At 71.1% G+C, this 19,400-nt stretch carries 15 protein-coding genes; 6 read left to right on the plus strand and 9 right to left on the minus strand.

Annotated features, from left to right (window positions below; genetic code table 11):
* Positions 1-27: 27 nt before the first annotated feature.
* From ACFRMQ_RS14505 to ACFRMQ_RS14545, 9 genes are all read right to left on the minus strand, one after another.
* Positions 28-2,700: a hypothetical protein gene (locus tag ACFRMQ_RS14505; protein ID WP_380730698.1), complete on the minus strand. Its 2,673-nt coding sequence runs from the start codon at positions 2,698-2,700 to the stop codon at positions 28-30.
* On the minus strand, positions 2,697-5,285 hold the full coding sequence (locus ACFRMQ_RS14510; RefSeq protein WP_380730700.1) for an ATP-binding protein: 2,589 nt from the start codon (positions 5,283-5,285) through the stop codon (positions 2,697-2,699). The genes ACFRMQ_RS14505 and ACFRMQ_RS14510 overlap by 4 nt, the downstream gene beginning before the upstream one ends.
* Positions 5,286-5,350: 65 nt before the next feature.
* The gene (locus ACFRMQ_RS14515; RefSeq protein ID WP_380730702.1) at positions 5,351-6,019 is read right to left on the minus strand and encodes a hypothetical protein; all 669 of its coding nucleotides are present in this window, start codon (positions 6,017-6,019) and stop codon (positions 5,351-5,353) included.
* Complete coding sequence (locus tag ACFRMQ_RS14520) at positions 6,016-6,342, minus strand: hypothetical protein (protein WP_380730704.1); 327 nt, start codon at positions 6,340-6,342, stop codon at positions 6,016-6,018. Before ACFRMQ_RS14520 ends, ACFRMQ_RS14515 begins: the two co-directional genes overlap by 4 nt.
* A gap of 28 nt (positions 6,343-6,370) precedes the next feature.
* Positions 6,371-7,459 (minus strand): conjugal transfer protein, encoded by a 1,089-nt coding sequence (locus ACFRMQ_RS14525; RefSeq protein ID WP_380730706.1) that lies wholly within the window; start codon positions 7,457-7,459, stop codon positions 6,371-6,373.
* Positions 7,456-7,734 (minus strand): hypothetical protein, encoded by a 279-nt coding sequence (locus ACFRMQ_RS14530; RefSeq protein WP_380730708.1) that lies wholly within the window; start codon positions 7,732-7,734, stop codon positions 7,456-7,458. Before ACFRMQ_RS14530 ends, ACFRMQ_RS14525 begins: the two co-directional genes overlap by 4 nt.
* A gap of 56 nt (positions 7,735-7,790) precedes the next feature.
* Positions 7,791-8,705: a hypothetical protein gene (locus ACFRMQ_RS14535; RefSeq protein WP_380730710.1), complete on the minus strand. Its 915-nt coding sequence runs from the start codon at positions 8,703-8,705 to the stop codon at positions 7,791-7,793.
* 943 nt (positions 8,706-9,648) lie between these two features.
* The gene (locus ACFRMQ_RS14540; protein ID WP_380730712.1) at positions 9,649-11,478 is read right to left on the minus strand and encodes a hypothetical protein; all 1,830 of its coding nucleotides are present in this window, start codon (positions 11,476-11,478) and stop codon (positions 9,649-9,651) included.
* 1,233 nt (positions 11,479-12,711) lie between these two features.
* Positions 12,712-13,431 carry a GntR family transcriptional regulator gene (locus tag ACFRMQ_RS14545; protein WP_380730714.1) on the minus strand — a complete coding sequence of 240 codons (720 nt, stop codon included), beginning with the start codon at positions 13,429-13,431 and terminating at the stop codon, positions 12,712-12,714.
* A gap of 192 nt (positions 13,432-13,623) precedes the next feature.
* Between ACFRMQ_RS14545 and ACFRMQ_RS14550 the strand changes: the two genes are divergently transcribed.
* The 6 genes from ACFRMQ_RS14550 (at position 13,624) to ACFRMQ_RS14575 (ending at position 18,367) form a co-directional block, all read left to right on the plus strand.
* Positions 13,624-14,208 (plus strand): WhiB family transcriptional regulator, encoded by a 585-nt coding sequence (locus ACFRMQ_RS14550; RefSeq protein WP_380730716.1) that lies wholly within the window; start codon positions 13,624-13,626, stop codon positions 14,206-14,208.
* Positions 14,205-14,444: a hypothetical protein gene (locus ACFRMQ_RS14555; protein WP_380730718.1), complete on the plus strand. Its 240-nt coding sequence runs from the start codon at positions 14,205-14,207 to the stop codon at positions 14,442-14,444. The genes ACFRMQ_RS14550 and ACFRMQ_RS14555 overlap by 4 nt, the downstream gene beginning before the upstream one ends.
* Positions 14,441-15,967, plus strand: a complete 1,527-nt coding sequence (locus ACFRMQ_RS14560; RefSeq protein ID WP_380730720.1) for a DUF2637 domain-containing protein — start codon at positions 14,441-14,443, stop codon at positions 15,965-15,967. The genes ACFRMQ_RS14555 and ACFRMQ_RS14560 overlap by 4 nt, the downstream gene beginning before the upstream one ends.
* Before the next feature lie 763 nt (positions 15,968-16,730).
* Positions 16,731-17,063 (plus strand): hypothetical protein, encoded by a 333-nt coding sequence (locus tag ACFRMQ_RS14565; RefSeq protein ID WP_380730722.1) that lies wholly within the window; start codon positions 16,731-16,733, stop codon positions 17,061-17,063.
* 9 nt (positions 17,064-17,072) lie between these two features.
* Positions 17,073-17,552, plus strand: a complete 480-nt coding sequence (locus ACFRMQ_RS14570; RefSeq protein ID WP_380730724.1) for a hypothetical protein — start codon at positions 17,073-17,075, stop codon at positions 17,550-17,552.
* A complete protein-coding gene (locus ACFRMQ_RS14575; protein WP_380730726.1) occupies positions 17,549-18,367 on the plus strand; it encodes a hypothetical protein in 819 nt (272 codons plus the stop codon). The genes ACFRMQ_RS14570 and ACFRMQ_RS14575 overlap by 4 nt, the downstream gene beginning before the upstream one ends.
* The last annotated feature ends 1,033 nt before the right edge of the window (positions 18,368-19,400 follow it).

Below are 19,400 nucleotides of genomic sequence, written 5' to 3' on the forward strand. Positions count from 1 at the left end.
CCGCTGTGGCGGCCCTCGACCACGTGGTCAGCCCTCGTCGGTCGCGGGTCGCGACGCGGGACCTGCGGGCCTGGTCGCCCGGCGGATGCGTCGGGAGGGTGCTGCGGGACGCTCGCTGCTCGGGGCATCGTCTGCGGCCGGCTCGCTGGGGTCCTGCGCCGGCTGCGGATCGGGTTCCGGGCCGACCTGCGGCTGCGAGGGCTGCGTCTGCTCGGTGCTGGCGTCGTCCGTTGACGGGGCAGCCGGCGAGGTCGGTTCCTCCGGCGGCGGCGACGACGGACCAGGGCCGGTCGGGGTGCCGGCCGCCGGGGGCCGGATGCCTCCGGGCCGGGGGCCAGGTCCCGGAACGCGGGGAGCGGTCGCCGCGGCCCTGGGCCGCGTCGCTGAGCTGCCGGTCTGCTGGGGCGCCATGGGCTGGGCGAGTCCGAGCTGCACGTAGGCACCTTGACGGCCGATGAAGCGTGCAGCGGTGCCGACGTTGTCCCGGTACTCGGTCATGAACGCGGAGGCCTCGTCCACCTTCTGGTTCACCCTGGCGGCCGCCCGGTTCTTGGCCGCGAGGAGGTCGTTCTTCACCTGGGTGGCGCGCACGCCGGCCGCCTGCGTGCCGCGCTTGGCTGCCTTCACACCGCGGGGCACACTGACCGGTGCGCCCGCCGTCGCGTACACCGCGAACTTGCCAGCCTTGACTCCGTACCGGGCGGCCATCGCTGCGGCCTTACCGGTGGCCATGGTGGCCCGCCCGCCGCGGGTCTGCGCGAGCTTGTTGGCCGCCGCGGTGGCGATCCGCTTGCGCAGGTGCTGCTTGGCGGCGTTCTGGGCGGCCATCTTGGCGGCCGTCGCGGTGCCGCCGGTGCCGGCCGCCACGGCCACGTTCGCCGCGAGCCGTGTCGCAGCTCGAAGTTTCCCGCCCTTGGCGCGGCCCTTTTGCGGGCCAGCCCACAGGTCGCGGGCCCGGCGGCCCGCCTTCCCGATGGGCTGGGTGACCTTGCGTGCCTCGGCCTTGCTGTCGCCCCAGACCTGCTTGAGGCTCGGGGCGGTCTCCGCGTACCGGCCGGGCGAGGCGAATACGGAGTTCCGGGAGCCGCCCACCCGGGCGTTGGCCAGCCGGCGGTTCAGCTGCACGGCGATCTGACGGGAGGTCTCCTTGATCCTCTTGTGGCCTGCCAAGGCGGCGATCGCGGTGAGGTCGATCGCGATGAACTTCGTCGCGAGGACCTTCCCGGTGTCCGCGTCGATCAGTGCGAGGATCATCAGGATGAAGATCGCCAGGAAGAGGATGGCGAGAATCATGCTGAGCACGGACTTGACGATCGCCGTGACCCACCGCCACAGCGTGGCGCGGCCGCCGCCGGGCAGGATGCCCACGGCCAGGGCCCAGTGTCCCTGGATCGCCTGGAACGCGAGCCAGCCCTGGGCGACCAAGAAGCCGCCGGTGACCAGGACCAGGAGAACGACGACGATCAGCGCGGCGATGGCCACGAAGAGCGCGCTGAACGCCAGGTCGGCCGACGCCTTCTTCGCCTCGGGGTCGACGCCGTTCTGCTTGCAGGTCTTGACGAAGTCCTCGCCGGCGCCCTGGAGCTGCTGGAGGTACGTCGGCCCGCCGGCGGGGTTGGCGCGGTTGCCCTCCCAGGCGTTCAAGCCCATCTGGGACCAGTTGTACTCGACGACCTTGTACTTGCCGTACGCCTTGGCGCACGCGCCGTCGAAGGTCCGGCCGTACTGCATCAGCTGCGTCGGCTTGACGATGAGCGCGTCGACGAGCGCGTCCTTGATCGGCTTGCTGACCTGGTCGGGGTTCGCCTCCACCTGGCTGGGGTCCTTGGTCAGGACCAGGGAGGAGACCTGCAGGCTCAAGTCCTTGGCGGATCCGAGCAGGCCGCCCTCGGAGAGCAGCATGGTGGAGCCCTGCGGCGCGGGCAGGTTCTTGTCGGTGCCGAGCAGGACCTGGGCCGGTGACAGGAGCACCGTGGTGGCGACAGCCGCCACGACGAGGGACAGTCCCGCCTCGGCGAAGCCGCGGGAGCGGTTGCGGAACATGATCTGCCAGCCAGCGAACAGGCCGGCGAACATCAGGAACAGCGAGGGCAGCCCGAGTCGGTTGATGACGTGGTCGCGGATCGTGGTGGCGATGCTGTCGACGGGCTTCACGAGGATCGCTGCGAGCCCGAACCCCAGCGCCCACTTGAGCAGCCAGCAGCCGAACCCGACGACCCACTTCGCCACCGAGAAGAAGATGACGGCGAGGACGTTCCAGATCTTGAGGTCGAAATCGTCCCATTCTCCGGTGTCCGCGCTGACGGAATAGGCGGAAATCGGCACGCCGTCGCGGTCGGTCACGTCGAAGGGCTGCAGCAGACCGTCGCCGGCGTCGGTCGGAGGGATGCTCAGGTCCTTGACCGGCTTGCCCTCCGGGTCCGGGGGAGCCGGGGAAGGACCCGGCTTGGGGGTCCACGACGGTCCACTCGACGGTGAGGTCGGGGACGGGCTCGACTCCGGGGGGTTGGGACCGGGCTGCGGAGTGGCGCTGGAACCCGGGGGCTTGGGCGACGGGCCCGGCGAAGGCGTGGGCACCTGCGGGTCGGCCCAGGCCATCGCGGCCACGAAGGCGATGAAGATCGCCGCTGGCACAGCGATCAGCCACATCCGGCGCCGGCTCGGCCAGCGCAGCCGACCGCGAGCGGTAGCCCTGCTCACGAGGTCACCTCCGCCAGGAGGTCGCTGATGCTCGGCTCTTCCTGGCCCGGAGTGGTGTGGATGGCCTCGGCTGCGCCCTCGTCTGCCGGCGCCAGGACCTTCATGGCCCCGATGCGCTTGCGCAGGTCCCGGTAGAGGCACTCGCCGGCGCGCACGAGCCGCTCCTCGTCGGAGAGGTTGAGCGGGGAGAGGTTCTCGGTGATGAGCTTGACCATCTCGACGTCGTCCGGGTCCAGGTCCAGGAACTCCAGGCAGCGCCGGGCGAGGTTCTTCGCGCGGTGCCGGAAAACGAAGATGTGGCTGAGCAGCGCGCGGATCTTGTCGCCGATCTCGTTCCGGGGACCGATGTCGTACGGGTCATGGGAGCCGATGAGCGCGCCGGCGTTGTGCTTGCGACCGTCGGCGATGATCTCCAACAGCAGGCCGGTGCCCTCGGCGGAGGCGGTCAGCCACCAGCACTCGTCGAGGAAGACGCCGCAGAACTCGGCCGGGTTGGAGAACGCTACCTCGCGGCACAGCGCGGTGATGAGGTACATCAACCTCCACCCGAATCGCTTCTCCACCTCCAGGGACTTCAGCCGGTGCTCGGCGAGGTCCTCGCGGCTGGGCAGGCCAAGGCGGTCGACCGAGAAGACGATCGAGTCGGCATTGCTGATCTGAACAACCGGCAGGGAGGGGTCGAAGACGACCCGGCCGAGGTCCTTCTTGCCCAGTGCCCGAAGCTTGCGCACCAGTTCGGAGGCTGCAGCCCGGATGGCGTCGTCGTTCGGCTCGTCGGGGTCGGCGGTGCGAGCGCGCAGTACGAGGGTGTCGATGAGGGCGCTCATACTCGGAGCGGGACCGGTTCGCGTTGCCTCGATCGCATCCGCGAGGGTGATGCCCTCCACCGACATGCTCGCGATGTCGAGCAGTGGCGTCAGGAAGCTCTCGGTGTAACGGGCGGCACGCGGACCACGGAAAACCCTCAGCGGGTCCAGCGATAGCCCGGCGTTCTCGTCGACCGTGACGATCTGTGTGCTCCCGGGGCAGGCAAGCGCGAAACGCGCCCACTCCTGCTGCGGGGTACGGTCGATGACGAGTGCTCGCCCGCGGCTGCTCTTGTGTCCGACCCGCCGGCCAGTCGTCAGGATCGAGTGCATCGCCGCCTTCATGGCGAAGCTCTTGCCACTGCCCAGCTCGCCGACGAACGCAGCACTCGCGGAGGCGTTGACCCGCGGTCCGTGCGAGAAGTCGGCGAGCACCGGCCGCACGCCACCGCCCGAGAGCTGAAGGGCGAAGAGGCTCCCGGCGTCGTCGCCCAGGCCCTGGCCGCAGAACGGCATTGCCATCGCGAAGTCCCTGGCCAGCATGTACTGCGTGTAGTCGAGCAGGGGGCGCGGGGTCTTTGTCCCCGGCAGCATCGCGTGGAAGAGCGCCACCTGGTCGCCGACCGGCCGGGCGAGGGTGTACTCGTTGCCCCCGAAGTGGTGCTGCAGGAGCGTCACCCGCTCGTTGGCCTCCTCCGGGCTCTGCCCCCACACGCAGATCGCGACCGATGCCCGGATCTCCACCTCGGTGGACGAGGACGTCAGCCGGTCCCGGTACTCGTCCAGCGAGGCCGACGCCTTGTCGAGGCTGGCCGGCACGCCGGCGGTCTCGCCGTCGTACTCGCCGCGTTGGTTGGCGAGCTCGCGCGCCTGACGCCGCGACCGAGGTTCCGCCTTCGAACCCGGCTCGACGTGCATCCGCACCGCCCAGTCGACCGGGAAGGAGAAGTCGTCCAGGGCCGCGAGGTACTCAGAGCCGGGGAAAATGAAGGATTCGGGCATCTCGGAGAGCACTGTGAACGCCTGGTAGCTGTCGCCGTGCTCGGTGGTGGCCTTGAGATACCGGCGCCGGAACGGGTTGCTCACCCCTGCGCCGTCCCGGTCGCTGCGCCCGCCTTCGTCGAGGACGACCTGGGTGTGGGCGGCGAGTGTGCGGCCGCGGCCGCGAACCCCGCGGCGGCTGCCCTCCTCCGGCAGGAACGGCTCCGAGATGCCGCGCCGGGCGCTGTGGCCGTAGATCCACAGGACCTCGGCCTCGGTGGCGGGACGCAGCTTGATGCCCGCAGGCCAGGAAGCGGAGAGCCGGCGGGCTTGCTCGACCCGGGCCTTCTCCTCCTTGACCGCCACCGGTGCCACCGGAAGGCCCAGGGAAGTCATCACCTCGACCTGCGCGGAGGACAGGATCGCGCGGGCGGTCTGCTTCAGGTCCAGGTGCGGCAGCGGTATCGCGAGGAAGTCGGCGCGGCCGCTCAGCTCGAGGTCCTCCAGGTCCTGGAGGACGCGCAGGCTGATGTCGACGTACTCGGGCGAGTGGTCGAGGTCGACGCCGGCGGTCATCCGCCGCACGACGGAGGCCGCGTCGACGGACGGGCACAGGGAGAGCAGCAGCGCCTCTCCGCGCAGAGCCTTGATCAGAGACTCCAGAGCGTCGAGCCGAGCCCGCTTGGTCGCGCGACTCGCGTGGGTGTAGTTCTCCTCCGCGACCCGCCACACGGCCCACACGGTCGCGTTCGTGGTCCACAGGAGATGGCCGCTGAGGTGACGGACGGGCAGGCGCATGACGGAGTCCTTAGAAAGAAGAGGAGAGAGTGAGGGGCGGGCCGGACGCGGCCCGCCCCTGGTGCTCAGGTCTCGTCGAGCGAGGCGAGCAGGTTCTGCAGGGTGCTGCGGGTTCCGGGACTCCGGCGGCCGGCGGCCCCCGGCACTCGGGGAACCGCTGGCGCCGGCGCCGGACAGGTCGTCTGCTCGTCGGCCCGAGGTGGGTGCTGGGACACCGGGGAAGGCGCGGATCGACGGGGCTGCGCCCGCACCGCCGGCGTCGGCGTGGGCAAGGCCGGCTCGACGGGCTGCTCGGGGGCCGGCTGGAAGGCGTCCTGCTCGCGCACGGTGCACCGGCCCGTTGTCATCCGGATCCGACCTCGCCGCTGGGGCCGGCCCGCAAGGCGGCCGGCGCCCGGGGCGGATGCGTACACAAGGAGGCTGCGGATGGCCCGGGCCGGATCCCGGCCGTCGACCCGCGCGTACCGCATCACCCAGGCCAGGCCCCACGGCAGCGCGATCATGATCACGATGTCGAGGAGTCCGAAGTGGGCCCACAGCGCCCGGGTCATGGTCAGGACCATGAAGCCGACGACCATCGTCACGATCTGCGTGACGGTGTACGGGCCGCCGGGAATCCGGCCGGCGCCCGGGAGCTTGCCGACCACCAGCGGGTGGCGGCGGGCACGGGTGTACGAGTGCCCGATCAGGATCTCCTCGTCCCGGGTGGGAGGAGCGGCATGAGCGACACTCACAGCACGCCGAGCTCATGAGCGGCCGGGCCGGGCAGCACCGGGGTGATACGGACATGAGGAGCGCTCGCGGTGGACTTCTCGTCGATCTCCGAGCCGACCTTGCCCTTGAGCGAGTCCATGTTGTTGATGCCCCAGAGCACCAGGGCGCCGAGGACGAAGGCCACGAGGGTGGCCACCCACGACTTCGTGCGCCAGTAGGCACCTATCACGGCGATGATCACCATGACAACGGCGGCCGCGAGGACCAGCGTCTTGATCTGGGTGGTCTTGGTGTTCGCCCAGGTGAGAACGTCACCGGCGAGCATCACGTGGTCAGGGTTCATGGGATGGGTCCTCCGTTGGACGAGTGGGTTAGCGGGCCGGCGTCGACGGCGCGGCGGAGCGCGCGGCCGGGCCGGAGTTAGTGGGGCGGGGAACGGCCGTGGGGCTCGACCCGCTCTTGAGCGCCGGCGCCTCGGTGAGCGCCCACACCTCCCAGCGGCCGCCGCGGGAGCGCAGGTCGAGGGCGTAGGTGAGCGGGTAGGTCTGGCCACCGGCGTCGGTGGCGGCCACGTTCACCAGGAGCCGGCGGGCGGTGCCGTCGCTCGGCACGGTCTGGATGCCGCCGTTGGCCGAGTTGTCGTAGGAATCCGTGACCTTGACCGCGGTGTAGGGAGCGGGGCTGACCGAACGCAGACGGGTACCCGGGGAGCTGTACCGGTCGAGGTCTCCGGTCCCGGTGAGATAGGCGGTGAGGAACGAGGACGCGGTGTCCACGACCGGGTCGGCGAGGGCGTTGCCGCGGCTCGTGCCGTACGCGAGGTCGCCGACGGCCACCATCTCGGGTGCCGCGACCTGTGCAGGAAGGGAGGAAGCCGCGTAGCCGACCATGCCGTCGGCCTTGGCCCCGGCGCCGCCGGCCCAGTACGGGCCGACCGCCTGGACGCCGACCCGGAAGTACTGGACCGCGGTGGTGTCAGGCCGGCCGGCGTGATGGCTGGTGACCTGGGCGGCGACGGTCACCGCCCAGTAGCCGGAGGACAACTCGTTGCTGGCCACCGCGACGGTGCGCGTCGCGGTGCGGGCGCCGGGGGCGTTGGTGAGGGTGACGGGACTCGCGTAGTACGGGGCGAGGGTGGACTCGGTGCCCTGCCCGGCCTCCAGATAAGCGGCCACGTACAGCTCCGCGAACCCCGCGGGCGCGGTGCCCGAGGCAGCCGTGGCGACCGTCGACGACTTCCGCGGCTCGGCAGGTGCCGCCGTGGTCATCAACGCCAGGAGCCCCAGCAGCGGTCCGGACGTGACCAGAAGCCAGGCGCCTGCCCGCGCGAGGCGAGCCAGACCCGACAGGCCGGCGGTGCTGGCCGTCCAGCCGGTGGCCTCCTGCCCGTCGACGTCCTGCTCCTCGACGGGCGCGACCGGTGCGGGGGCCGGCTTCTTGCTCCGGCGCTCGCGCTTCACGCGTCACCCCGCAGTGTTCCGTCGAGGCGGCTGATCGCCGCACGGACCTGCTCGCGCAGCTCGGAAGCCGGACGGCGGAGCAGGGCGTCCATGGCCGCGATCGCGGGATCGGCGTCGGTGTCGAGCCAGTGGCGCAGCTGCGCGATCAGGTCGGGGTTGAGCGGGTCGGCGATCAGCTGCTTCGCCAGCTCGGTGACGCGCCGGCGGGCCTTGGCGACGCGCAGCTCGTCCGTGTCCCGGCCGGGGTCGTGCGCGGGCGGTGCGGTGGTCATCATGAGCGCTCCTGGATGTGCGGGTGTCGGATGTGCGGTGATCGCGGTGGCCACCGGGGTCAGGCCGCGATGTCGAAGTAGGAGTTCAGGTCGGCGCCCCGCAGGGTCCGGACGGCGCGGGAGGCGCTCTGCCGGATCCGGGCGCCCTCGCTGCCCATGGCCCGCGTGGTCCTCGCCGAGCGGTCGTCGGTGGGGCGGTAGTAGCCGGCGATCCGCCGTGCCTCGACCTCGCTGAGCGCGCGCGCCTCGACCGCCCAGACCAGAAGGTCGATCAGCTCAGTGCGGGGGTCGAGGCCGGCATCGACAAGGCCGTGGTCCTCCTCGGCCAGAAGCTGCAGGTGCGAGGCGCGGGCCAGGAGGTCGGCCAGGAGGGCGACCGTCTCGGGCTGGTCCGCCTCCGGGTCCGCCGGCCGGATGCTGAGGGCCTCGGTCATGCACTCCCGCTCGCGCTCCTCCACGGAGCTGACGCCGATGAGGCGCTCGGCGAGCTTGCGGGTGTCGAGCGCGATGTTGATGAAGATCCGCGCCGGCCGGTCCTCCAGCGGGTACGTCCGCACGATCTCGAAGAGCGCGCTCAGGACGAGGGAGGAGGTGTCCTCCCAGTCGAAGCCCACACGGATCAGACCGGAGGTGATCAGGACCGCCTTCGGCAGCATGATCCGCACGCCGATGAGCCACGCGAGCTGACCCTCCGCGCCGTCGAGGCGGGTGAGCCCGAGAAGCACGCGGAAGACCCCGTCGTAGGCCGGCCAGTCGGAGGCACGCCGCAGGGCATCGAGGCGGTCGACGATGTCCTGCGGCGTGCGCACGCCCGCCAGCTCCGCGAACCGCTGCGCCCACTCGGCGACCTGCCGGCAGGCCGGGACGTCGTCTTCCAGGAGCGCCCAGTCCCGGTTGAACCGGGCGAAGGAGCCCAGGCCCGGGTCGCACTCCCGGGTACCGGCATGGGAGAAGTCGATGGTGGAGGTGGCCACGTCCGTGCCCGTCCCTTCGCGTCGTCGGCTGGTGATGACGCTGAGACTGGCCAACCCCCCCTTGTCCGCTGTCTTGACCTGCGAGAGCGAGTTCCGGGACAAGGGGGGCAGGCGCTCGGGAGGGTCGAGCGCTCGTGACACCGGGGTCGGGGACAACCTCGGGGCAACCGCGTCGAGCGCTCCCAACAAGGGCCTGACCGTCGAGCGCTCCCGGCCGGTGAGCGATCGCTGCACCGCGCACGAGGGTGAAATCTCCCCGGGGAGCGGTCGCCGCTCGCCGCTCACCGCTCGCCACCGAGCGCTCGGGCACTGGATCGCGAAGCGCGCCAGCGCCTACGTGTGGGCGCTCATCCGGGCCGCACCACGCCGCATTGAAGGGGGTCCATGGGCACGGGCCGGTCGCGTCCACGGGCGCTGCGGGTGGACGGACCGCCCGTCCGCGGTAGCCGTCCGGTGGGCGGAGCCACGCGCTGTGGCAGGTGGCATCCTCCCGGCTTCGACTGGGCCCGGATGTCACCGAGAAGCCCGCTCCGGCGGAGGCCAGGAGCGGGACAACCCGCAGATCAAAGGGGCAATCCCGGGGAGCCTGCGGGACAACCCGCGGAACCGGGCGGGACAACCAGACGGGACAACTCCCGGCTGGCCGCGCCAGCACCGGGACAAGGGGCGGGCCGCCGGATTCCCGTCCCTGTGATCGTTCACTCAGCCGGGGACAACCGCGGCCAGGCCACGGTTGTCCCGCCCGCTCATCCCCGCCCCTGCATGTGCGCCGGGCCGAGCTCGAGCGCCGAGAGCGCGTTGCCCGGCGTCCCGTCTGAGCGCCAGGCCGAGCCTCCAGCGCTCACCCCTGCGCCGAACACCCCCGCTCACCCCCGCTCACCCCCGCTCCCCCAGCCGCTCACCGCGCTCCTGGCCGACCCTCATGAGCGCCCGCCGAGCGGTCCTACCGAAACGCCAGCGGTTCGCCGCGCTCCGAGCCGGACGCCGGAGCAACCATGCGCAGGTGCCGGCCGGGCGACTGCGTGGGCAGGGCGAAGGTGTCGGCCGCAAGCCGGGCGGCGAGCCGCACGAACGCCGGCTGCGCGCCAGCGGCCTCGGCGGCCTCGGCGGCCTCGGCGGCCGCACGTCGAACGGCCGCTGCCACCTCAGCGGCCTCCCGGGGAGCGGCACCAGCCGTGGCCGCGCGCCGGACGGCCCGGTCGCTCGAGGCCGTGATCGCTGACTCGTGCTCGCAACCCGCGCACTCACCCATGGCGAAGATCTCCGCATAGCGACCGCAGCCCGGGCACACGCCGGTCGCCGCTGCCGCCGGGCCGGCCGCGCAGTGGTCGCAGTTCCCGAAGTGGCCCGGGGCCCCGTGGAGCGTGCGACCGCATTCCCCGCACACGGTGACCTGCGGGAGCTGCGAGAGGAACCAGGCCAGAGGAGACCTGATGACGCCCCGGTCCTCGGGCGGCCCGTCGAAGCTCATCGGAGCGAGCCGGGCCACAAGGTGGTCGATGAGGTCGGCGGACGCGCGGACCCGGAGCACCCGCGCCACCGCCTGGGAGGCGACACGACGCTCCCGCTCGTCCAACCGGTCCACGAGCGGTGCGATCTCAGCCAGTACCTCCCGAACCGGAGCGGTGACCAGCCCGGCCGGGGCAATGAGCGCACGCCCCGGGCCGACAGACGATGAGCGATTGGACATGGGGTTCTCCGCGCGCAGCGCGCCGGACGGCTCACCGGGGCAGCGCTCATCCGAGCGACCGCCCTGCGGAGCCGGGATCCTCGCGTGCGCACGTGCACCACCGGCGACGGTGAGTACCCCATTCTCGGCTTCGCCGGAGAAACCCTCGACAACCTCATCAGTCTCAGGGACATCAGCAGCAACAGCGTGAGGAGCGTGAAGGTCCTCAGCAGCGGACCGCTCTGCGATCGCCCGCACTGCGGCCGCCCCCGACGGGCTGACCTGGGAAGACGCCCCCTGAGGAGGCGTGGTCCCCCTGGTTGCAGCACCAGGGCGGTCGTCGCAGCCCTTCGTGTCGGGGCGCGGAACCGCGCGTGGAACGGACGGACCCGCCGCGACCACGGGGATCCGGATGCCGCCACGCCCCAGAAGCCCCGACTTCGTCGCACGCCGGATGAGCTCAAGTGCCCCATGCTGCTGGAGACGGGTCAGCACCTTGGCCGCTCCGTCGGGTGTGCAGCCGAGCAAGCGGGCGAGCGTCACCGCCGAGCGGCCCCGGCGCTGGTCGACCCGACCTCCACACAGCCGCACCGTTCCGTCCGAACGCGCCTCCAGCGCCAGCAGCAGCAGGCCGAGCCGATCGGTGGCAGCGCCCCGGCCTGTCCGGCCGACGAGTACACCGCCCGGAGTGGCGGCGCGGTCGGCGTGGCGCCAACCGGGGGCGAAGAGCACCTCGAGCAGGCGCAGGAGAACGGCCAGCTCGCGGCGCTGCAGGGCGAGCGGGTGCCGCAGATCGCCGGCCCGCCGAGCGTCGATCATGGCCGGGATGCCGACGTCGAGCCCGATCACCCCGGTGGCTGCGCGCCGCTGCCGCGTGATCAGCGTGCCCGCTGCGCGCTGGCGGGCGAGCGCCTGGTCGATGGACGAAGCACCGACACCGGCCCAGCGACCCAGCTCCGCCGCAGTGGACGACGCCGCGTACATGCGATCACTGTTCGCCTTGGCCACCACGATGATCCGAAGGAGCCTGTCCAGGTCACCGGCCCCCTGCATCGCGGGCTCGGCGAGGAGGAACTGGACGGCCGCCCGCAGCCGTCGACGCATCGCCGACCCCAGAAGGAGCGGGGACGGTTCGCCGGCCCCGGTCACAACCGACAGCCGCTCGGCGGACGGCGCGGACCGCGGAGGCCGGGGCAGGGCGGTGGCGGGGACGGAGGAGGCCCTCATCGACGTTCGCCCTGCGCAGTCTGCGGATCCCGGCCGGCAGGTACCGCCGACCGGTACTCGCCGGCGGAGCCTGCCGATGGAGCGACAACTCCAGTGGCGATGGTGACGGAGGGGCGCATGGATCTCCCGGCGTCTGCCGGGCGGACAGCCAGGCAGCACGGTTCGACCGACGCTGCGGGGCGGCGCCGGATGGACACGGTCGTGGCAGGCAGACACCCAGCGGTGCTCCAGCCACACCTAGAGGCTCGAAACCGGGCAGCCGTGTGACACAGATCGGGAAGAAGAATCAGACCGGGGACAACAACACGGCGCGCGCCGTATCGCTGCGCCCGCTCGGCACCGGCCGACATCGGCCGGTCGGAGCCGGAGCGCCGCAAGGCCCGCTGCCTGCACAAACGTGAGAGTGCATCGTCAACCAACAGGTTGTCCCGGCCGTGCCGAACGGCATTTCCCCAGGTGAGCGCTGCCGCCGACCTGACGTGGATGGGCCGCGCGGATGTAGGCCGAATGGCCGGGAAAAGCGGTTGCACGCCAGGGTCAAGCTGACAAAGGGCGCACCTGTGCTGCAAGATGTACTCCGTTCTCCCGAGGTTGCTTCGGGACAACACGAAGACCCCTTCGGGGGTCGACTGCTGGGAGGCAGTTACTGCCGGGCCTTCGGGCCCGGTCCTCGCGGAGCGGAGCGGCGAAACTCCACTGCGCGGTGACGGCCGGTCACGGAGTGGCGAAACTCTGGGGCCGGCGAAGAAGGGCGGTCCGCCTCGGCGAAGAGGTGAGGCCGCCTGGTTTGCTTACGACATGCAACCCCCCCTCACGGGGGCGTCGTCGTGCGCCGCCTGTCCTCGTGCGGACAGCGCGAAGGCCCGCCGGAGCTGCGGCTTGATCCGCGCTCGTACGGCGGGCTCAGGGACGACCCGCACGAAGATGCGGGTACCCTCGGTCATAGCGAGACACCGTCCGATCGGTTCTCGGCTCTTTCCCCCGCGGCTTGCCTAAGGCCGCGGGGTTTTGCCTTTTCGGGCTTGCATTCGGTTACTGGGTAGTCACCCTATCCCGACAGCCAGGCCGGGTGTCCACCCCGGTCTTTCGGGTGTTTTCCACCCGGAAGCCTCAGAATCCCGGGCGGTCGGCCACCGCACCGGGGGTGTGTAGCACGCGGACGCGGTCGCCACGCAGCGAGGTGATCTGACACCACCAGGGTTCCCCGCCGCGGAGCGCTACCCGGGTCCAGGACAGCACCGAGCAGTCGCCGGAGAGAAGGCGAGCGAGTTCGGGAGACGACTCCTGTGCGGTCATCCAGGCCCGGTGCTCGCCGTCGGCACTGATGCCCTCGAGCTCGTCGGCGACCGCGACGTCCGGGTGACGCAGCCTCGGGTAGAGGTCGACGAGAGCGAGTGGCAGGTAGGTCTCGACGACTCCCCACGGGGCGCCGTCGACGATGTGGGTGCTCCTGCGCAGGAGCAGTTGCTCGTCGGCGGGGACCTGCAGCACCCGGGCGACCGTCGGGGGGGCCGGGCAGGTCTCGACGGTGACGGCCTCGGCCAGGCCCGTCGAGGGCGACACCGGAAGCAGTCGGCCGTGCTCGGTCGGCACGAGGTCGACGGGCCGGTGGCCGGCCAGGACCACGCTGCCGGACTGCGGGATCGTCTCGAGCAGGCCCTCGCTGGTCAGTATCGCCAGGGCCTCGCGCATCGTGTTGTAGGCCACGCCGTACTGCTGGGCGAGAGGGCGCACTCCGGGCAGCTTCTTGCCCACCGGGTACACGCCGGCCTGGATGGCCGTCCGGATGGCATCGGCCGTGCGTTGCTTCTGGGTGGGGGATGCCGCCATGGGCTCATCTTGCCGTACCTCGGCGGTCTGCTGGTCCATTGGGCTCCGTTCGTGCTTGACGTTCGTGGATCTTCAGTGCAACATGCTGAATCATCTGAAGCAAGTCAGATGATTCAGTTGCCGCGTGGTCGAGCTCAGCCGCACTCAGAAGCCGGCAGCACGCACGCGGACCCACCCGAGGAGACCTCGACCATGACCACCACGCTCCCCGAGCCCACCCACGAGCTCGACGCCATGCTCCACCACAACTCCCTCGACGGGAGCAACCCCGGACTGGCCGAGTCGCTGCGCCGTCCCCTCCTCCGGGCCGCCGTCGCCACTGGCACCTGCACCCGCCTCGACCCGTCGACCTTCCGGGACGCCGACCCCTTCTTCCGCGCCGAGGGCGAGAGCACCGAGAGCTGGCACAGCCGCCGGCAGGACACCATCAAGAGCCTGTGCCGCAGCTGCCCGGTGGCCGCCGCCTGCGAGGAACTCACACTGCGCGATCGCAACTACGACGGAGTCCGCGGCGGCCTCACCGAGGACGAGCTGCGCAGCCGCGCCCGGCAGCAGAGCAAGCGGCTGACCGCCGCACGCACGGCCGACACCCACCTGGCCAACCAGGAAGAGGAGATTCTCCGGGCCTACAGGCACCTCAACCGTGCCTGCGCCGTCAACTCCGACCGGTACAAGGCCAGCGCCCCGAAGCGGATGGCCGCGGTCGCCGCCGCCCGCTCGAACGTGCACCGGCTGCGCACCGCCCGCCGGCAGGAGAACGGGTGGGCCGCCGCGTGACCCCCGACCAGAGCCAGCAGACCCCCAGCGGGGACACCGGCGCGACCGAGACGTCTGCCCAGGACCGTGAGATTGCCCGCCTCCGCGGGCACGTCGCCAGCCTCGAAGGCCAGCTCAGCGCTCTTCGCGCCGAGAACGCGGCCTTACGCGAATGGGTCGCTGGCGACCCCGTCGCCGCCGAGTTCGTCCGCCTGCGCTCCGACACGACGACCACGCTCCCCGGGAGTCCCGAGTGACCACGATCGAGGCACCCCGCCTCACGGACCTGCTCATGTCCTGGCAGTTCATGGCCGGCGCCCTGGCCCTGACCTTCGGACCGCTGCTGCTCGCCCGCCGCTGGCGCTCGACCCGCCCGGCCCCGGGCGGCCAGGAGCGCGACAAGGCGGCCGACGGACGAGGCCGCCGCATCGAAGACATGTCGACCATGCTCGTCGCGGCGGTCGCCGCCTACCTGTCGGCCAACGGTCTGCGACGGGTCGGCGAGCACCTCATGCACCTGGCCTCGCCCGCAGACTTCCTTCCCTTCGTCGGCCTCGACCTGGCGGCGATGGTGTGCGGCCGGCGCGCCCGCCGCAGCGCCCGAGCGGGCAACGGCCCCGGCGTGTCCGGGCTGCTCTTCTGGAGCCTGGCGGCAGTCAGCGCGTTCTTCTCGGCCAGCGAGGCCGACTCGATCCTCGGCGCCGCCCTCCGCGCGGTCTGGCCGCTGCTGGCCGCCGTGCTCTGGGAGATCGGATCCCTGGAGGAACGCCGTGCCGCCAGGGCAGCGACCAACGACCGACCGCTCCGCCGACTCGCCCTCACACGCCTCCTCAGCCCGGCGGAGTCCGTGCGAGTCGCCCGACTGCTGGCCGCGAACCAGGAGATGAGCGAGGAAGAAGCGACGCAGACCGATCGGGTACGCCGGGCGGTCGATGCCTGGTACGACCTGCGCGCGGCCCAGGCCCTGGCGCGATCTGCAGGCCGGCTCACCGGCTGGTGGTACGCCCGCCGAGAGCGCCGGGCCGACGTCCGGGCCTTCAAGCGCAGCACGGTTGCCGGCTGCGAGGACCTCGACGCCCTGACCGCCGTTGCTGCCGGCATGCAGCTGCGTACACAACTGGCCACCTGGGTCGGGATGCCCTTCAAGGACCCGGTTGCCTTCGCCCGGATCCGCGACTCCCGCATCGGGATGACCCTTCCCGCCGACGCCGGGCATCCTGACGTCCGCACCGGCCCATCCCAGGCCGCCGAACGCGCAGCCGCAGACGGTGCCGCAGCCCATCCCACCCGCGCTGAGAACCCGAGCAACGCGGTATCCCGGCAGGTCAGAGGCAGGATGGGTGACGGCGCGACCAACGAAGCGGGCCACACCGGCTCCACCACAGCCCCGAAGGCACCGCCCGAGGACGATGCGTCGGACGAGGCACTGCAGCGCTGGCTGCTGCGGAACGCCGCGTGGGATGACCAGGGCCGGCTCATCTGGGGGATCAACAAGATCGCCAAAGCCCTCGGCATCGGTAACTCCCGGGCAACCCGGCTGCGCGCCGAGCAGCACATCTGGGCGCCGGCCCTCCGCGCCAGCCTGGGAATCTCACTGCCTGAGGAGCCCGCAGGACACGACACCGTCGTTTCGGAACCCACCGAGCCGGTGCTCACTCTCCTCCTGGCGGCCGACTCGTGGCACGACGCACCCGTCATGAAGGAGCTCGTCGATGCCCCGTACGTCCCCCTTCCGCCCAGCGGCATCCTCGTCCCCGCGGGCCACGCGCCAACCGATTAGACGTGCCGCCACGTACTGGCAGCCACTGGACAACGCCCCGCCGTGGTGCTGCCGGCGCCCGCAACGGCAGGACTGCCCCTCCCCCTGCCAGCTCCCGGCACGGTTGCCCTAGACCGGCACCCTAGACCGGGTCGACACGGCCCTGACCTGCGAAAACTAGACAGCCCTAGACCGCGTCTAGGGGGCGGCCAGTGCGCCGACCACCCACCGGACCGCAGAGCCAGCACACCGAACACGAGGAAACCGCATGCCCGCAGACACCACTTCCACCGGCGACCCCCTCGGCGACGACGTCCTGTGGTGGATCGCACCGGACACTCCTCCAGCCGTCCCCGATCAGCAGGAGCCCATCCTCGACCGGAAGACCGAGCCCACTGAGCCCGAAGCCGAAGCCGACCAGCCCACCACGGCTGACCTCGTCCGCCGCGTCAGCCGAGACAGGCCGTTCTGGGACGGAGCACACCAGCGAACCGGCGGACTGTCCGACCCGCCCGGACCACCTCCCACACAGCCACCCGAGCCACTCCCGCCAACCACCCCGACAGCACCCGCCGAACCACCCAGCGGCGACGCCTCGCCCGGCGACGACACCCCACCCGACAGCGACCGCGGCCGGCCCGCGCAGCTGATCGGCCGACTGCTCCGACACGAGACCGATCCCGTTCGCGCTGCCCCAGAACCGGACAACCCGAAGCCGAAGCGCAGCCGACGCAAGCAGAAACGTCGGGCCACCGGAGCACCCACAGACGAGCTCACAGTCGGGATGGACGAAGGGCAGAAACGATTCCTCAAGCACTGCCTGATTCTCGGCACCGGTGCCGCCGCAGGGTGGATCAGCCACCTCGGCCCAGCACTCTCGCACTCCATCGAAGCGGTCTCCGTAGCAACTGCCAACTCCTGGTATGGCGTCGGCCTCGGCACCGCCTACACCGCGGCCGGCTGGCTGATCGACGTCCGCCTGCGGGACGGAACACGGGCCGCAGACGTACGGACCAAGACAGGCATCGGGCTGGTCATCCTCGTCCGGGCCCCGTTCGCGACCGCGCTCACCGCCCTTGTCCTCTACTCACCCGGCCCATTCACCACTCACCTCTGAGAGAGCGCGATGCCCACCCACACTCTTCTCACCGCTGCTCAGCTCGCGGCCGACGTCACCATCACTCCCGGAGCCGTCCTCGGCACCATCGGCACCGCCGGAGCGGCACTGAGCATCACCACCTACCTTGCGGTCGGCATCAGCGGCAAGGGCCGAATCAAGATCGACAAGGAGAACGTCCCGCCCGTCGGCTTCACTGCCGGCTACCTGTACTCCCTGACCACCAGCCTGTGGACGACACCCCGCGACGTCACCACGGCCATGGTCAGCACCCTCCAGTCGACCCCTCAGCTTGGCGGCACCATCGGCCCCGCCGCGATCGGGCTGTCCATCATCTTTGTGATCTACGGAATCAAGCCGCGCCCCTGGCTCTCCGCGGCCCTGTCCATCTCGCTCTTCACCGTCGCCACCATCACGGGCGGAATCTGGAACGTTCCCTCGGTCGTCCTTGGCGCGATCTTCGGCGGCCTCCTCGGAATCCACCCGTGACCGCACCCGACATCCGCCCAGAAGAGCCGAACAACCCCGCCTGCGAGCCACCGATTCGCCTCCTTGGGGACTACGTCTTCTGGGAGCGCACGGCGAAGACGAACCAAGCACCCCAGCACTCACGTCCAGCGAACCGCCAGCGCCCACCGTTCCCCCGTGCGGTGGCCACCGGGTCAGTCGTCCTTGGGCGGCGAATCCGGGCACTCGTGCGTCGCACAGAACCTGGGCTGGAGCAGCCCAAGTCCCGCAAACCAGCCACCGCCCCACCGAAGCCCCGCCGCCGATCGCTAAACGGCGACCACATCGGGAAAGCGATCCTCGGCATCTTCGTCACCGTGGCGCTGGTGCGCCTCATCCGCCCTGTCTTGGCAGAAGTGGTCGTCACCCTTGTTCTGCTCTGGACCGGTGCGGCATGGGTAGTGGCGCCCCGAGCCGGATCCCGCCGGACTGCCGGGCACGGCGATCCCCAGGTATTGGAAGATCCACCGGACCGGCCGACCAACAGCAGGCCGCACCCCATGAGCTCTCACGAAGCCCTCACTGCCTGGGTGGAGCTTCAGGTCGCTGACGCCTCCCCGAAGCGAACCGGCCTTCACGTCGTCGAACTGCTCGAAGCGATGCACAAGGGCGGCATGGGCCAAGAACTCACGAAGGGTGAACTGCTCGAAGCTCTACGGGCAGCAGGGATCCCGGTCCGCAGCGGCCTGGGTGCCAAGATCGGCGACAAGAAGTTCACGCGGGCTGGCGTCCACGCGGCAGATCTCGAGAAGTGGCTCGGCAGACCGCTCAGCAAGGTGTCTGGGGCCACTGACTGACCGCCCCGGCAAACGGCCACCGGCGGGCCGGCGTCGCGGCGGCTGCTGCTCCACCCCACTGCCAGTGGCCGGCCTGAAGCTCGGCTCCCGGGCCGCCGGACCTGGGGTAATTTCTCCCTCCCCTGACGGACTTACCAGGGTGATTTCTCCTCCCGCCCAGTGGGACAGGGCGGGAGGAGAAATCACCTCAGCATCTGCAGTTCGTCCCGGCCGGGGAGAAATCACTCCCGGCCCGGCGCGATCGGTGCGTGCCGTATTCGGCCAGGCCACCTTGCTGTCTAGCCTGCCGGCTGGCTGGTACACCGGCTCGATCACCCCGGTTGCTTCGGAGGTTGCTTCGCAGGTTGCGCCGGGGGTTGCCCGGGGCGTTGCGTGGGGTGTTGCTTCGGGGGTTGCTTCGGGTTAGCCCCTCGAAGGAGTCGAATCCGCAGGTCAGGGCATACGGACAAGGGCCTTGAGGAACTCCGACTACTTCTCTGTGCGGTCGGCTGCTAAGTGGTCGGAGTGCTGGGAGGGGGGAGACGGATGGGTGGCTGCTGAGGAAGGAGACGGGTGAGTGGAGGGAAGGGAGTGGGTGGGAGGCGAGTGGTGAGAGAAGCGGGTGGAGGGGGTGAGGAGTGGGACGGAGGTGAGGGTGAACAGGGGGGCTTGGGAGGGCAGGGACGGCGGTGGTGAGGGCGAGGGGATGGATGCGGCATGCGTGGGGGGAGTGCGTGGTTCTGAGCGGTGGATGGCATGGGCTGGTGCTGGGGGACTGGGATGACGGGTGTGGGAGTGGTGTGGGCTGGACGGGTGTAGTGCGGGCGGGCGGGGTGGTGTGGTTCGGGGGATGTGGGGTGTGGGCGGCGGAGGGGGTGCGGGGGTGAGGCGGGCCTCGGCGGCCGGCGTCGGTCGGGCCGGGGCCTTCGGCCGCCGGCGGGGGGGGCGGGGGGGGGTAGGCGCCCCGGGAGAGCGAAGAGGAGGGGCTGATGGGATGGGCCGCCCCTGGGGCCTCGGCCAGCGGTTGGTCCCGCCTCGACGTTCCGCGGCTCGC

Source organism: Kitasatospora sp. NPDC056783 (genome assembly GCF_042789895.1).
In the GTDB taxonomy this organism is placed as follows: domain Bacteria; phylum Actinomycetota; class Actinomycetes; order Streptomycetales; family Streptomycetaceae; genus Kitasatospora.